The 13,311-nt window shown below is 66.1% G+C and carries 16 protein-coding genes; 4 read left to right on the top strand and 12 right to left on the bottom strand.

The genetic code is table 11. The features are described from left to right. Positions 1-10: 10 nt before the first annotated feature. Positions 11-1,255: an RNA polymerase sigma factor gene (locus tag O1Y97_RS00365; protein ID WP_318762715.1), complete on the bottom strand. Its 1,245-nt coding sequence runs from the start codon at positions 1,253-1,255 to the stop codon at positions 11-13. 2 nt (positions 1,256-1,257) lie between these two features. Then, entirely contained in the window at positions 1,258-1,608 is a 351-nt protein-coding gene (locus tag O1Y97_RS00370; RefSeq protein ID WP_318762716.1) for a YciI family protein, read from the bottom strand. A gap of 224 nt (positions 1,609-1,832) precedes the next feature. Between O1Y97_RS00370 and O1Y97_RS00375 the strand changes: the two genes are divergently transcribed. After that, complete coding sequence (locus O1Y97_RS00375; protein WP_318762717.1) at positions 1,833-2,648, top strand: DUF2066 domain-containing protein; 816 nt, start codon at positions 1,833-1,835, stop codon at positions 2,646-2,648. 183 nt (positions 2,649-2,831) lie between these two features. Here O1Y97_RS00375 and O1Y97_RS00380 read toward each other — a convergent pair whose 3' ends face one another. Continuing rightward, a complete protein-coding gene (locus O1Y97_RS00380; protein WP_108605446.1) occupies positions 2,832-3,155 on the bottom strand; it encodes a hypothetical protein in 324 nt (107 codons plus the stop codon). 189 nt (positions 3,156-3,344) lie between these two features. Between O1Y97_RS00380 and mbfA the strand changes: the two genes are divergently transcribed. After that, a complete protein-coding gene (gene mbfA, locus O1Y97_RS00385; RefSeq protein ID WP_108605447.1) occupies positions 3,345-4,328 on the top strand; it encodes an iron exporter MbfA in 984 nt (327 codons plus the stop codon). 152 nt (positions 4,329-4,480) lie between these two features. Here mbfA and O1Y97_RS00390 read toward each other — a convergent pair whose 3' ends face one another. From O1Y97_RS00390 to O1Y97_RS00400, 3 genes are all read right to left on the bottom strand, one after another. Continuing rightward, entirely contained in the window at positions 4,481-4,825 is a 345-nt protein-coding gene (locus O1Y97_RS00390) for an antibiotic biosynthesis monooxygenase family protein (RefSeq protein WP_108605448.1), read from the bottom strand. Continuing rightward, positions 4,822-5,154 (bottom strand): NIPSNAP family protein, encoded by a 333-nt coding sequence (locus O1Y97_RS00395; RefSeq protein WP_108609545.1) that lies wholly within the window; start codon positions 5,152-5,154, stop codon positions 4,822-4,824. Before O1Y97_RS00395 ends, O1Y97_RS00390 begins: the two co-directional genes overlap by 4 nt. A 64-nt stretch (positions 5,155-5,218) precedes the next feature. Further along, complete coding sequence (locus O1Y97_RS00400; protein WP_108609546.1) at positions 5,219-5,422, bottom strand: DUF1127 domain-containing protein; 204 nt, start codon at positions 5,420-5,422, stop codon at positions 5,219-5,221. Positions 5,423-5,508: 86 nt separating this feature from the next. Between O1Y97_RS00400 and O1Y97_RS00405 the strand changes: the two genes are divergently transcribed. Continuing rightward, entirely contained in the window at positions 5,509-6,189 is a 681-nt protein-coding gene (locus O1Y97_RS00405) for an ArsR/SmtB family transcription factor (protein ID WP_318762718.1), read from the top strand. Positions 6,190-6,476: 287 nt separating this feature from the next. Beyond that, the gene (locus O1Y97_RS00410) at positions 6,477-6,629 is read left to right on the top strand and encodes a hypothetical protein (RefSeq protein ID WP_183262895.1); all 153 of its coding nucleotides are present in this window, start codon (positions 6,477-6,479) and stop codon (positions 6,627-6,629) included. Between the two features lie 193 nt (positions 6,630-6,822). Here O1Y97_RS00410 and O1Y97_RS00415 read toward each other — a convergent pair whose 3' ends face one another. The 6 genes from O1Y97_RS00415 to O1Y97_RS00440 form a co-directional block, all read right to left on the bottom strand. Beyond that, complete coding sequence (locus tag O1Y97_RS00415) at positions 6,823-7,443, bottom strand: glutathione S-transferase family protein (protein WP_108605450.1); 621 nt, start codon at positions 7,441-7,443, stop codon at positions 6,823-6,825. Positions 7,444-7,524: 81 nt separating this feature from the next. After that, positions 7,525-7,911 (bottom strand): DUF1850 domain-containing protein, encoded by a 387-nt coding sequence (locus O1Y97_RS00420; protein WP_108609547.1) that lies wholly within the window; start codon positions 7,909-7,911, stop codon positions 7,525-7,527. Further along, entirely contained in the window at positions 7,908-10,013 is a 2,106-nt protein-coding gene (locus O1Y97_RS00425) for a TRAP transporter permease (RefSeq protein ID WP_108605451.1), read from the bottom strand. Before O1Y97_RS00425 ends, O1Y97_RS00420 begins: the two co-directional genes overlap by 4 nt. Positions 10,014-10,100: 87 nt before the next feature. Next, positions 10,101-11,060, bottom strand: coding sequence for a TAXI family TRAP transporter solute-binding subunit (locus O1Y97_RS00430; RefSeq protein ID WP_318762719.1), 960 nt, complete (start codon positions 11,058-11,060; stop codon positions 10,101-10,103). Between the two features lie 173 nt (positions 11,061-11,233). Continuing rightward, positions 11,234-12,382: an ABC transporter permease gene (locus tag O1Y97_RS00435; RefSeq protein ID WP_108605453.1), complete on the bottom strand. Its 1,149-nt coding sequence runs from the start codon at positions 12,380-12,382 to the stop codon at positions 11,234-11,236. Next, positions 12,379-13,296: an ABC transporter ATP-binding protein gene (locus tag O1Y97_RS00440; RefSeq protein WP_318762720.1), complete on the bottom strand. Its 918-nt coding sequence runs from the start codon at positions 13,294-13,296 to the stop codon at positions 12,379-12,381. Before O1Y97_RS00440 ends, O1Y97_RS00435 begins: the two co-directional genes overlap by 4 nt. Positions 13,297-13,311 lie beyond the last annotated feature (15 nt).

A 13,311-nucleotide genomic window follows, 5' to 3' on the forward strand; every position in this document is an offset into this window, starting at 1 on the left:
GGGAGAAGCTTTACCGGGCGGCGAGAGCCGCCCGTTTTCGTTGCAGGAAGCGGCGGACGGCGGCATCGGTTTCGAGGCCGGTCGCAATCTCGTAGGCCTTGCCGGCTTCCAGGAAATCGCCGCCAAGCGACAGCAGTTCGGCGCGGGCCGCCCAGTAGGGCTGGTATTGGTCGAGGCGAGCGTCATCGATGGCGTCGAGCAGGGCGAGCCCCCTCGCCGGCTCGACGGCATAGGCTACCGCCACCGCATGATTGACGGCGATGACGGGCGAGGCGGTGAGTGTCATCAGGCCGGCATAAAGGGTGGCGATCGCAGCCCAGTCGGTGCGGCCGGTGAAGCGGCGCGCCGCATGGGCCGACTGGATCGCCGCCTCGATCCGGTAGCGGCCGATGCCGTCGAAAAGCCCGGCACGCTGAAGCAGCGCGTCGGCCTCGACGATCATGTCGGCATCCCACCGAAGCGTGTCCTGCTCGCTGAGCGGAACGAACTCGCCGGCGGCATCGCGGCGAGCCGCGCGGCGGGATTCGGCATGCAGCATGAGCGACAGGAGCCCGGCCGCCTCGCCCTCGCCAGGCATCAGCTCGACCAGCAGCCGGCCGAGCCCGATGGCCTCCGAGGCCAGGTTGCGGCGGCGGGACTCGGCCCCGGCCGGATCGCTCCAGCCTTCGGCGAAGGCGGCGTAGATGGCCTCCAGCACAGCCGAGAGCCTTTCGCCCAGTTCCGCCGCTTCGGGAATGCGGAAGGGGATGCCGGCCTGCCTGATGCGCGCCTTGGCCCGCACCAGGCGCTGGCCCATGGTCGCCGGCGAAACCAGGAAGGCCGAGGCGATGGCGGCGGCATCGAAGCCGAGGATGGCCTGCAGGATCAACGGCGCACGCACGCCGGGATCGATCGCCGGATGGGCGCAGGCGAAGATCAGGCCGAGCCGGTCGTCGGGAAACTTTTCGCGCGCCATTTCCTGCTCCAGCTCCTCGCCGATCAGGCGCAGGTGTTCCTGGCCGGCCTCCCCGGCGGCACGCCGCCGCTGCTGGTCGATGGAGCGGCGGCGCGCCACCGTCAGCAGCCAGGCTTCAGGATGCAGCGGCACGCCCGTCTCAGGCCATTTGACAAGTGCGGCGGCAAAGGCGTCGGCGAGCGCATCCTCGGCCGAAGCGACGTCGCGGGTGCGCGAAGCAAGGTAGGCGACCAGCCTGCCATAGCTCTGGCGGGCAGCGGCCTCGGCCGCCGTCCGTGCCTGTTCCGCGGAAGAAGCCATGCCTAGCGGGTCGGCCAGATGGGCCGCACTTCGATCGTGCCATTGCTGGCGCTCGGGCAGCGTGCGGCCCAGTTGAGCGCGGCGTCGAGGTCGCGCGCCTCGATGACGTAGTAGCCGCCCAGCTGTTCCTTGGTGGCGGCGAAGGGGCCGTCGAGCACTTGCGTCTTGCCGTCGCGGACGCGCACGATGGTGCCGGTGGCCGAAGGTTGCAGGCGTTCGCCCGATACCAGCGCGCCAGCCTTGATCAGCGCCTCGTTGTAGGCGGCATAGGGCGCGCCCATCTGCTTGGCCGCCTCGGGGCCGGGAACCTCTCCCGGTGTCTCTTCGAAGTGGATGAGAAGCATGTACTGCATCGTCGTCTCCTGCGTTTCCAGGCCGCATCGTCGCGGGCCAAACGGATGTCGCCCGACGGAGCTCGATTTCGACAGGCGCCGGAGGAATTTTTCATCCATGCCGGGAATTTCGGCAAGGGTCGCAGGAACTGGGCCACGCGGGGCCGCTTCCGCCGCACGTTGGACTGGCTTCTGCATCGGCCATTGCTCTGATAGGTTGCGCACCCTAACAGAGAATGCGGCACATGCCTCGCGGCGGAATGCGTAACTGGATTGCAGCGGCACTGCTGGCCATGGCCTTGCCTTGCCCGGCAGCGGCATCCGACCTTTACACCGTCAACACCATCACGAGTGGCACCGCGCCCGAGCGGCGCGACATCGGCTTTGCCCAGTGCCTGCGCGACGTGGTGGTCAGGGTGACCGGCAACTCCCGACTGCTCAACGAGCCGCGCGTTGCCGAACAGGCGAGCCATGCCGGCGACCTGATCGCCAGCCACACCTTCCGCGACCGCATGGGCGGCATCCCGATCCATGACGAGCAGGGCAGCTACGACCGGCCGCACGACCTGACCTGTGTCTTCGACGAAGGGAAGCTCGACGCGTTCCTGGCCACGCTCGGCGGCAAGCCGTGGCGCGATCGTCCCCTTGTCATGGCCGTCGTTGCGATACGCGACATGAAAGGCACGGGCACGATGCTTGCCGATGACAGCCCGGACCCGCGCGACGGGGACATGCGTACGGCGTTGCTTGCCGCCGCTGCCCGCCTGGCCTTGCCGCTTGCGCTGCCGACACGCGACGAACTCGTGCAAGCCGGTCTTGATCCGGCGGCGATGGCAGGGACCAATCCGACAAGGCTCGACGGACTGGCCAAGGCGACCGGCATCGCGCTCACCGGCACGGTGGTTTGGAGCGACAAGGACCTCGGCTGGGTCGCCAGCTGGCAGCTCGCAGGACCGGCACCGCATGTCAGCTGGGGCATCTCGGGCATCGGTTTCGACGATGCCTTCCGCAATGCCGTGGCAGGTGCGGCGCAGGTTCTGTCGGGGAATGAGGCGCCGTAGCCAGCGTCCCTTTCTCACCTTGTGGTGCCCCGAAGGGGCGGATGAGGGGTGCTGGACGAAGCACGACCTTGAAGAGACCGGCGATGATGTAGGAGACGTCGACTCCAGCCAGCACCCCTCACCCGTCTCGGCGCTGCGCGCCGATCCACCTTCTCCCACAGGGGGAGAAGGAAAAGATACCCTTCACCCCAGCAGCGAGCGCACCCGCTTTTCGCCGCCGGCCTTGCGCCAGGCGTTGAAGCGGTGGGTGGCGGCGGCGAACGAGATCTTCATTGCGCGGGCCACCGAGTAGCGCGAACTGCCCTCGTCGAACATGCGGTAGCAGCACTCGACGCCGTCGGGCGTCAGCTTGCCGTCGCAGGTCTTGTTGTGCGGATTGGCCGGGTCGAACTTTTCCGGCGCAGGCTCGAGCATGCCCTTGAGCCGGGCCAGGTCTGCCTCGATGCTGGCGATCAGCTCGAGCACGGGCTTGGGGTCGATGTGGTGCGCGTGCTGCCTGGCCGCCATGGTGCATTCCTTCTATCAGGCCTTCTATCAGGTGAGATTAGGCTATATAGCCAAACATTGGGCTATAACAAGGAACGCCGTTTCACGACCTTGCGGCGTGCGGCAAAAAAGTCACGCTTCGACTTCGAGCATTGACCGGCGAGCGTCGATTACCTAGTTTAGAATTATTCTAAACTGGAAGATTCGCCTATGCTGTCCCGTGTCTTCGGCTTCGGCCGCCGCGCTTTCGATTCCTTGTCCGAGCAGGAGATTCTGGCCCTCGCAATATCGTCGGAGGAGGACGACGGCCGCATCTATCGCGCCTATGCCGACGGGCTGCGCGACGAGTTTCCGCAATCGGCCAAGGTGTTCGACGCCATGGCCGAGGAAGAGGACGGCCATCGCGCCGCGCTGATCGAATTGCACCGCGCCCGCTTCGGCGAGCGCATTCCGCTCATCCGACGCGAGCATGTGCGCGGCTACTACGAGCGCAAGCCCGACTGGCTGGTGCGACCGCTCGGCATCGACAAGGTCCGCGACCAGGCCGAGGAAATGGAGCGCCAAGCCTATCGCTTCTATGTCGAGGCGATGAAGCGGACGAGCGACGCCTCGACCCGGAAGCTGCTGGGCGACCTCGCCGCTGCCGAGCAGAGCCACGAAACACTCGCCCATCGGTTGGGCGACAAGCACGTGCCCGAGGACGTCAAGGACGAGGAAAGGACGAGCGAGCGGCGCCAGTTCATACTGACTTATGTCCAGCCAGGCCTCGCCGGCCTGATGGACGGCTCGGTCTCGACGCTGGCGCCGATCTTTGCCGCCGCCTTTGCCACGCAGGACACCTGGCAGACCTTCCTCATCGGCCTGTCCGCCTCGGTCGGCGCCGGCATCTCGATGGGCTTCACCGAAGCCGCCCACGACGACGGCAAGCTTTCGGGCCGCGGTTCGCCGCTCAAGCGCGGCCTCGCCTCCGGCATCATGACCACGGTCGGCGGCCTCGGCCACGCGCTGCCCTATCTCATCCCGCATTTCTGGACCGCAACCACGGTCGCCGGGGTCGTCGTCTTCTTCGAACTCTGGGCCATCGCCTACATCCAGAACCGCTTCATGGAAACGCCGTTCCTGCGCGCCACCTTCCAGGTGGTGCTCGGCGGCGCACTGGTCCTTGCCGCGGGCGTGCTGATCGGGAATGCCTAGCCACGTCGCCCCCTCATCCGGCCGCTTCGCGGCCATCTTCTCCCCGGTGGGGAGAAGAGGAATGACTACCTCTCAATCCTCCTCTCCCCGTAGGGAGAGGTCGGCCGAGCGCAGCGGAGGCCGGGTGAGGAGGCGCTGCCACCTACACGCCTTTACCCATGCACCGCCCGACTGTCCGTGGGCGCCTCCGTCCGCTCGCTCAGCCCATAGTCGCGCACGACATGGGCGATGCGCAGGCGATAATCCGAAAACACGCCACCACGCCCGGCCACCTGCGCCTGCCGATGTTCCTCGGTGTTGCGCCACGCCTTCACCGCCGCCTCGTCGCGCCAAAACGACAGCGACAGCAGGCGGTCGGGATTGGCGAGGCTCTGGAAGCGCTCGATCGACAGGAAGCCGTCGATGCCATCGAGCAGCGGGCGCAAATCGGCGGCGATGCCGAGATAGGCGTCGCGCCGGCCCTCCGCCGGCTCGACCTCAAAGATGACGGCGATCACGGCAGGACCCTTTCGGCATGCGGCCCCGAGGCCAGCTTCAGGAAGATGCGGTCCTCCTTCAGGATGAACCTTTCGCGCTTGGAAAACTCATAGTTCTCGCGGCCGAGCGGATCGGCCATCAGCCGCGCCCGGTAGGCCTCGTAGGCGGCCAGGCTCTCGATGTTGTAGACGCCGTAGGCGGTCGTCGCCGACCCCTCGTGCGGTGCGAAATAGCCGACAAGGTCGGCGCCGCAGCGCGGGATCACCTGGCCCCAGTTGTGGGCGTACTGCTCGAACGCCGCCTTGCCGAAGGGGTCGATCTGGTAGCGAATGAAGCAGGTGATGGTCATCTTGGTCTCCGGAAATGTTGGGAATGGTTCGGCCGGCATCGAAGCGTCCGGCCGGATTGGCGTGCTAGCGCCAGAAGGGTTTTGCGACTTCACGCGTCACGTCGCGGCGGCTGAGGCCGATGTCGTCGAGCTGGTCGTCGGTCAGTTCTGAGAGGTCGAGCCGTTGCAGGTGCCGGTCATAGCCGCGGGCGAGGAAGGCCAGCATCCGGCCGAATGAACCGAGCGGCAGGCGTTTCGGCGCGGTGGCGGATTGGGTGTTCGGTGTCATGGCGTTGCTCCTTTCCATGGCTGGAGAATACGCATTGCCTGACGAGAACGCTTCGACTACCATCTAACCATGGAGGTAAGGCTGCCATGAAGGAAGGCCCCGACATCGCCCGTATCGCCAGCCTTGTCGGCGATCCTGCCCGCGCCAACATGCTGACCGCGCTGATGGACGGCGGTGCGCTGACGGCCAGCGAACTGGCGCTGGAAGCCGGCGTCAGCCTGCCCACGGCAAGCTCGCATCTCGCCAAGCTGATGGACGGCAAGCTGCTGACCGTGGCGAGCCAGGGCCGGCATCGCTACTACGCGCTGGCCGGAACGGAGGTGGCGGCGATGATCGAGGCGATCAGCGGCGTCGCCGCCCACTCCGGGCCCCAGCGCGCCCGGCCGGGGCCGCGCGACAAGTCGATGCGCGAAGCCCGTATCTGCTACGACCACCTCGCCGGCGACCACGCGGTGGCGATGTTCGACCGCTTCGTCGCCGAAGAAATCATCGTGCAAAACGACGACGCGGTCCGGCTCGGCCCGGCGGGCGCCAGCTTCTTTGCCGCCATCGGCATCGACACCCCGGGGCTCGGCGCCTCGCGCCGGCCGATGTGCCGCGCCTGCCTCGACTGGAGCGTGCGTCGCTCGCATCTCGCGGGATCGCTGGGCAGCGCCATCCTCGACAAGATCATCGCCGAGAAATGGGCGCGCCGGCCGGCCGGCAGCCGCGTAGTCGAATTCACGCCTCCGGGCAGGCGCGCATTCGAAAAGACCTTCCTCGCCTGAAGCCAAAATCCAGAGCCGGCCCTGCCCGACGCCGTCCTTCGATGTAACGACGGGCTGAAACCTGTGGATAGCCGCACGGCAAATTGCGGATACATCCGTGGCGCAAAAGACACATCTTAACCAATGCCGCCCGATCAGGCCTAAATGCCTAGAAAAGAACGCAATTCGGCCCCGATCGGGCGCATTTTCACACGAAGATTAACATCGCGTTCACCGAAGATTCACACCCGCCGGCTATGATCGCTTCCACGTTCGGGACGAGCCCCGAAGGGACAGGGATAAGAACAATGGCTATCTGGAACCAAATCACTCACGCCGCATCGGCGCTTCGCGAATTCATCGCACCGACCTACCGCCCCGAGCGCCACTACATGCGCGGCCCGGGACCTGCCTGCGCACGCCGCACCAACACGCTTCAGTCGCGCGTAACGTTCCACTGATCATGACCGTTACCGGACGCCACGAAAGCCGCATCGCCCGGCCAACCAGCGATCACCGCACCACCACGTTGCGCGGCGAACGCCGGGCGATCGTCTCGACCCGCCTCTAGCGGCTACGCCCGCCGGCGGCGCAAGCCCGGCTGCTTCACGCCCCCACAGCTCCATGCACCGAGGTCGAGAGTCGCTCCCGGCCTCACCACAGCTCGTGGCGCACGTTCAGGTCCTTGATGACCGGCACGTCGCGCAGCATCGTGCAGATGCGCTCGATGTCCGGCCAGGTCGCAGCGACCTTGCCGGCCTCGGGATGCCAATATGCAAGCATCAGGAGATAGACGTCGGCGATCGACATGTGTTCGCCGGCAAGCCAGCTGCGATCCTGCAACGCGGCATCGAGAATGCCGAAGCCGCGATCGGTTTCGGCAACGGCCGCGACCTTCACCGCCTCTTTGCCTTGCGGGTCGGCCGAATAGCGCTGCGCATAGTAGTAGCGCAGCAGCGCCGGATACATCACCGACGACTGGAAGGTGAGCCAGCGCAGGAAGTCGGCACGCCCGGGTGCACCCGCTGCCGGCGCAAGCCGTGCATCGGGGTGGCGCTCGGCAATCAACTGGCACATCGCCGCCGACTCGGTCATCGCGCTGCCATCCGGCAGCACCAGCACCGGCACCTGGCCGAGCGGGCTGATGGTGCGGAACCTGCCGTCGGGGTCTGTGCCCTTGACGACATTGATGCATTCGAATGGCACGCCAGCCAGTTCGAGTGCCGCCTCGACGACGAAGCCGCCGCTGCCGGCACGCGTATAGAGCTTGTACATTTTCTTGTCCCCCCTTGGCGTGATTTGACATGGCCTCGCGTGGCTTCTCAAGCGCCGGGATGGTCCGCCAGGGTGGTATTTTCACCGGTCCAGTTCGGGGCTAGGGTTTGCAGCACAGGCCCTGATGACGACCGTCTCGCCGGCCTCGGCGCCGAGCGTCATGCAGCGCCCCTCGGCGCACAGCGTCCAGCCCGCGCCGGTCGCACCCGATGCGGCCAGCATGACGCTTGGCTGCGGCCCGAGCCTGGGCACGTAGATCCACCAGCCATCCACCAGCCTGGCGCCTTCGGCGGGTTCCATGCCGGCGCCCGAGCCCCTGACGCGGGCCTCGACGATCTCCAGCCCGGCCGGCGTCACCAGCCAGTCCTCCTCCCAGCGGGTCTTTTCGACCGAATGGGTCCAAGACAGGGTGAAGGCGGCGACCGCCATGGTCACTGCCTTGGAGCCGGCCGCGATGCACAGGCTCATGCCAGGGCAGCGGCCTGGCGCGACCGCCACCAGTGCCAGCCGCCCCAGATGAACGCCAGCGCGAAGCCGGCCTCGTCGGTCAGCGGCAGGGCCAGCACCAACAGAACGCCTGCGGTAAAGGCCAGCAGCCGTTCCCAAACGGCGATGCGCGCGAACAGGAAGCCGACCACCGCGGCCCCCCACAGCGCAATGCCGAGGCAGGCCTTGACGAAGATGTAGGCGACCTCGACGGGATAGCCGAAGCTGGCGGCGATCGGCCCCGGATCCTGCAGCATCAGGGCCGGCGTGTAGACCGCCATGAACGGCACGACGAAGCCGGCAACTGCCAGCTTGGAGGCCTGGACGGCAATCTTCATGCCCGAGGTCTTGGCCATCGGTGCGGCGGCGAAGGCGGCGAGCGCCACGGGTGGCGTGAGATCGGCCATGATGCCGAAATAGAAGACGAACATGTGGCTGACCAGCAAGGGCACGCCGAGCTCGAGCAGTGCTGGGCCGGCAAGCGACGAGGTGATGATGTAGTTGGGGATCGTCGGAATGCCCATGCCGAGCACCAGGCAGGTCAGCATGGTCAGCACCAGCGACAGGAACAGGTTGTTCTCGCCGATGGCGATGATGGCGCCGATGAAGGTGGAGGCGATGCCGGTCAGCGTCAGCGTGCCGATGACGATGCCGACGATGGCGCAGGCGATGCCGACGGGCAGCGCGTTCTTGGCGCCTTCGGCGAGCGAGTCGACGCAGATCAGCAGCGTCTCGCGCCCGCCCTTGAACACAGCGCAGGCCAGCACCAGCGCGCCGATCACCAGCACGAGCAGGTTGACGCCGAATTTCATGAAGGCGGCGGCGGCCAACCCGAGCGCCACCCAGAACACCACGCGAAAGGCAAAGGGACCGATCAGCGCCGCGAGCGGCGTGCCGAGGATCAGCACGATGGTCAGTGCCAACCCCATGGTGCCGGCGAAGATCGGCGTGTAGCCGGCAAACAGCAGGTAGACGAGCGCGGCCAGCGGCAGCACCAGCGGCCAGTGCTTCTTCACCGCATCCCACGGGTCGGGCAGTGTCGCCTTGTCCATGCCCTTGAGCCCGAACTTGCCGGATTCGAGATGCACCATCCAGAAGCAGGCGCCAAAGTAGAGCAGAGCCGGGATCAGCGCCGCCTTGACCACTTCGGCGTAGGGGATGTTGAGCGTTTCGGCCATGATGAAGGCGACAGCGCCCATGACCGGCGGCATGATCTGGCCGCCCATCGACGAGGTCGCCTCGACGCCGCCGGCGAAAGCCGAGCGGAAGCCGAAGCGCTTCATCAGCGGAATGGTGAACTGGCCGCTGGCCACGACATTGGCGACGCCCGAGCCGGAGATGGTGCCCATCAGTGCCGACGACAGCACGCAGACCTGCGCCGGCCCGCCGCGCCAGGCGCCGACGAACCCGAGAGCGAAGTCGTTGAACAGTGCTATCATGCCGGCCTTTTCGAGGAAGGCGGCGAAGACCACGAAGATGAAGATATAGGCGGCCGAGACATAGACCGGCGTGCCGTAGATACCCTCGGTGCCGAAGCCGAAATGCTCGATGATCTGGGCCACGTCATAGCCGCGATGGATGAAGGGCGGCGGCAGGTACTGGCCGAAGAAGCAATAGGCGAGGAACAGGCCTGCGATGATTGCCAGCGGCAACCCCATCAGTCGTCGCGCCGCCTCGAACACCAGCACGATCAGCAGCGCGCCCATGGCGAGGTCGAGCGTGGTGTGGAAGCCGGCACGGCGGATCAGGTCGAAATAGAACACCCAGTTGTAGATGCCGGTCAGGAAACCCAGCACCCCCAACGTCCAGAACCAGGCTTTGCCAACGGTGCCCCTGGCGCGCAGGTTTGCCAGAAGCGCAAAGCCGAGCAGCAGCAGGAAGCCGACATGCATTGCGCGCACCACCTGGCTCGGCAGGTTGCCATAGGCGGCGGTCCACAGCTGGAAGCCGGAGAAGGCAACCGCAATGCCGAAAGCGATGCGCCCGGCCAACCCCTCGCCGAAACCCGGCGGCAGGCCTTCGATCGCTTCTTCGACTTCAGGCGAAAGGACGGTCGGCGCGGGCTGGGACTCGATACCGGTCATGGAAAGCGTTTCTCACTTCCAGTTGGCAGGGCAATTGCCTCCGCCCGCCGTCGGGCGGGCGGAGGCGAGAATACGCTGAGACCGCGATTACTTGATCAGCCCTTTTTCCTTGTAATAGCGCTCGGCGCCGGGATGCAGCGGGATCGGCATGCCGTCGAGCGCCTTGGCAAGGTCGATGCCCTTGGCGGCCGCATGCGCTGCCGACAGCTTGTCGAGATTTTCGAACAGCAGCTTGGTCATCTGGTAGGCCACCTCTTCGGAAACGCCGTCATGGCTGACGAGGAAGTTGCCGACGGCTGCGGTCTGCACGTCGGTCGTCTGGCCGTCATAGGTGCCGGCCGGAATGGTCACCGCCATGTAGGGCGCACCTACCTTTTCGACATCGGCGGCGGGCACGGCGACGACGGTGATCGGCAGCGAGGTCGCCAGGTCGCGGATCGAAGCGACGCCGAGCCCGGCCGACTGCAGCGTGGCGTCGAGCTGGCGGTTCTTGATCAGTTCGACGGATTCGGCGAAGGGCAGGTACTCGACCTTGCCGAGGTCCTCGTACTTCATGCCGGCAGCAGTGAGGATGGCGCGGGCGTTGAGCTCGGTGCCCGATGCCGGCGCGCCGACCGACAGGCTCTTGCCCTTGAGGTCGGCGAGCGACTTCACCCCCGATTCCTGGCTTGCTACGATCTGGATGAAGTTGGGATAGATCGCGGCGATGCCGCGCAGCTTGTCGAGCTTGCCGGGATAACCGGCCTCGGTATTGCCCTTCCAGGCCAGCGCCACCGAGTCGCCGAGGGCGAAGCCGATCTCGCCCTTGCCCTGCTGGAGCAGGTTGAGGTTCTCGACCGAGGCCTTTGTAGCCTGCACCTGGGTGCGCGCGCCCTCGATGCTCTTACCGTAGATCTCCGACAGCGCCACGCCGAGCGGATAATAAACGCCGGAGGTGCCGCCAGTCAGCACGTTGATGAACTGCTGGGCGTTGGCCGGCATGGCAGCAAACGCCATCGACATTGCTACCGCGCCAGCGGCGAGAAACCTGGTCTTTACATTCAGCATCTTGGTGTCCTCCCTGTGAATCTGAAGCCTTGCGTCGGCTCCCCCCGCGCAAGTTGCGATCATGTTAGACAGCGGGCGCCAAATGCCAACCCGCAAATGTGCGGCCTCAGACGAATGGCTGAGAAAAGCATGTGCCGCACCCTCGGCCCGGTGCGGCCAATGGCCAGTGGAACTCAATCCAGCGTGCGGCGGAAGCGGAACAGCGCGAGGCCGGCGAAGACCGCGACGAACAAGGCGAGTATGCCGACCTCGGCGGCGATGGCCGGGAACTCGGCACCCTTGAGCATGACGGCGCGGATGATGCGCAGGAAATGCGTCAGCGGCAGGATCTCGCCCAGCGCCTGGGCCCAGCCGGGCATGCCGCGATAGGGGAACATGAAGCCCGACAAAAGGATCGACGGCAGGAAGAAGAAGAAGGTCAGCTGCATCGCCTGCATCTGCGTCCGGGCAATGGTCGAGATGGTGTAGCCGAGCAGAACCAGCGCCAGCACGAAGACCAGGATCGCCGACAGCAGCAAGGACAGCGAGCCGATGAAGGGGATGGAAAACAGCAGCTTCGAGGCGATCAGCACCACCGCCACCTGGACGGCGCCGACGACGAGATAGGGCAGCACCTTGCCGAGCATGATCTCGGCCGGGCTTGCCGGCATGGCAAGCAGGTTCTCCATGGTGCCGCGCTCGGTTTCGCGCGTCAGCGCCATCGAGGTCATCATCACCATGGTCATCTGCAGGATGACGCCGAGCAGGCCGGGCACGATGTTGTATTGCGAGATGCCTTCGGGATTGTAGCGGCGGTGGACGACGACCTCGAGCTGGCCTTTGGCCGCCTCTGCCGCAGCTGCCTGCATTCCCTGTGCTCTCAGCAGCGCCTGGTTGGCGACGGTGCCGAGCGTCGACACTGCGCCGCTGGACGCGGAGGGATCGGTGGCATCGGCCTCGATCAGGATCTGCGGCGCGTCGCCGCTGGCCACCCGGCGGCCGAAATCGGCGGGGATGGTGACGACGAAGGCGACCTCGCCGCTGGCCATCAGCTCCTCGGCCTCGGCTGCGGTTTCGGCGATGTGGTCGAAGCGGTAGTAGTTGGTATTCTGCAGCGCCGAGACCATGGCGCGCGTGTACTGGTCGTTGCTGGTGGCAACGAGCGCGGCCGGCAGGCTCTTGGGGTCGCTGTTGATGGCGAAGCCGAACAGCACGAGCTGCATCAGCGGCACGCCCAGCATCATGGCGAAGGTGATGCGGTCGCGCCGCATCTGGATGAACTCCTTGGTCAGCAATGCGCCGAGCCGGGCAAAGGAGAAGATGCCGTTGGTGAGGCTTGTCATGACATGTTGTCCCTGGAGCCGGCCATGAACTGGATGAACACGTCTTCCAGGCTGGTCTCGCCCGGTTCGACGGTCACGTCCTTGCGGCCGCGGATGTCGGCAAGTGCCGCTTCGAGCTTTTGGCGGTCGGAACCGACGACGTGGAGCGTGGCACCGAACGGCGCGACCTGCTCGACGCCGGGCCTGCCCTCGAGTGCGGCGGCGATCTGGTCGAGGCGCGGGCCGGAAACGACGAAGGTGGTCAGCCCGGCATTGCGCACGACGTCTTCGACGGTGCCGGAAGCCAGCATCTTGCCATAGGAGATGTAGCTGATGCGGTGGCAGCGCTCGGCCTCATCCATGTAGTGGGTCGAGACCAGGACGGTGAGCCCGCCGCGCGCCAGCCGGTGGATCTCGTCCCAGAACTCGCGCCGCGCCTTGGGATCGACGCCGGCGGTGGGTTCGTCGAGCAGAAGCAGCTTCGGCTTGTGCATGATGCAGGCGGCGAGTGCCAGGCGCTGCTTCCAGCCGCCCGACAGCGTGCCTGCGAGCTGGTTGCGGCGGCTGGTCAGGCCGAGTTCGTCGAGGGTGCGGGCGACGTGTTCCTCGACCAGCCGGAGCTTGTAGAGCCGGGCGACGAATTCGAGGTTCTCGCCGATCGTCAGGTCCTCGTAGAACGAGAACTTCTGCGTCATGTAACCGACTTCGCGCTTGATCTTCAGCCCGTCGGTGCGCAGGTCATAACCAAGCACCTGGCCGTCACCCTCATCGGGCGTGAGCAGGCCGCACATGATGCGGATGGTGGTGGTCTTGCCCGAGCCGTTGGGCCCGAGGAAGCCGACGATCTCGCCCTCGGCGACCGTCATGGTGACGTGGTCGACGACGGTCTTGTTGCCGAAGCGCTTGACCAGGTTGGTGACTTCGATGGCGTTCATTGGGTGCTGCCTCCG

The organism is Aminobacter niigataensis (genome assembly GCF_946995915.1).
Taxonomy (GTDB): Bacteria; Pseudomonadota; Alphaproteobacteria; order Rhizobiales; family Rhizobiaceae; genus Aminobacter; species Aminobacter niigataensis.

What these genes read in the sequence shown, in the direction of transcription:
- O1Y97_RS00415 (WP_108605450.1), bottom strand. Translation starts at nt 7,443, where the DNA reads ATGTACAAGCTCTATACGCGTGCCGGCAGCGGCGGCTTCGTCGTCGAG.
- O1Y97_RS00430 (WP_318762719.1), bottom strand. Translation starts at nt 11,060, where the DNA reads ATGCTGAATGTAAAGACCAGGTTTCTCGCCGCTGGCGCGGTAGCAATG.
- O1Y97_RS00365 (WP_318762715.1), bottom strand. Translation starts at nt 1,255, where the DNA reads ATGGCTTCTTCCGCGGAACAGGCACGGACGGCGGCCGAGGCCGCTGCC.
- O1Y97_RS00380 (WP_108605446.1), bottom strand. Translation starts at nt 3,155, where the DNA reads ATGGCGGCCAGGCAGCACGCGCACCACATCGACCCCAAGCCCGTGCTC.
- O1Y97_RS00410 (WP_183262895.1), top strand. Translation starts at nt 6,477, where the DNA reads ATGGCTATCTGGAACCAAATCACTCACGCCGCATCGGCGCTTCGCGAA.
- O1Y97_RS00395 (WP_108609545.1), bottom strand. Translation starts at nt 5,154, where the DNA reads ATGACCATCACCTGCTTCATTCGCTACCAGATCGACCCCTTCGGCAAG.
- O1Y97_RS00435 (WP_108605453.1), bottom strand. Translation starts at nt 12,382, where the DNA reads ATGACAAGCCTCACCAACGGCATCTTCTCCTTTGCCCGGCTCGGCGCA.
- O1Y97_RS00375 (WP_318762717.1), top strand. Translation starts at nt 1,833, where the DNA reads ATGCCTCGCGGCGGAATGCGTAACTGGATTGCAGCGGCACTGCTGGCC.
- O1Y97_RS00405 (WP_318762718.1), top strand. Translation starts at nt 5,509, where the DNA reads ATGAAGGAAGGCCCCGACATCGCCCGTATCGCCAGCCTTGTCGGCGAT.
- O1Y97_RS00420 (WP_108609547.1), bottom strand. Translation starts at nt 7,911, where the DNA reads ATGAGCCTGTGCATCGCGGCCGGCTCCAAGGCAGTGACCATGGCGGTC.
- O1Y97_RS00440 (WP_318762720.1), bottom strand. Translation starts at nt 13,296, where the DNA reads ATGAACGCCATCGAAGTCACCAACCTGGTCAAGCGCTTCGGCAACAAG.
- O1Y97_RS00400 (WP_108609546.1), bottom strand. Translation starts at nt 5,422, where the DNA reads ATGACACCGAACACCCAATCCGCCACCGCGCCGAAACGCCTGCCGCTC.
- O1Y97_RS00425 (WP_108605451.1), bottom strand. Translation starts at nt 10,013, where the DNA reads ATGACCGGTATCGAGTCCCAGCCCGCGCCGACCGTCCTTTCGCCTGAA.
- O1Y97_RS00370 (WP_318762716.1), bottom strand. Translation starts at nt 1,608, where the DNA reads ATGCAGTACATGCTTCTCATCCACTTCGAAGAGACACCGGGAGAGGTT.
- mbfA (WP_108605447.1), top strand. Translation starts at nt 3,345, where the DNA reads ATGCTGTCCCGTGTCTTCGGCTTCGGCCGCCGCGCTTTCGATTCCTTG.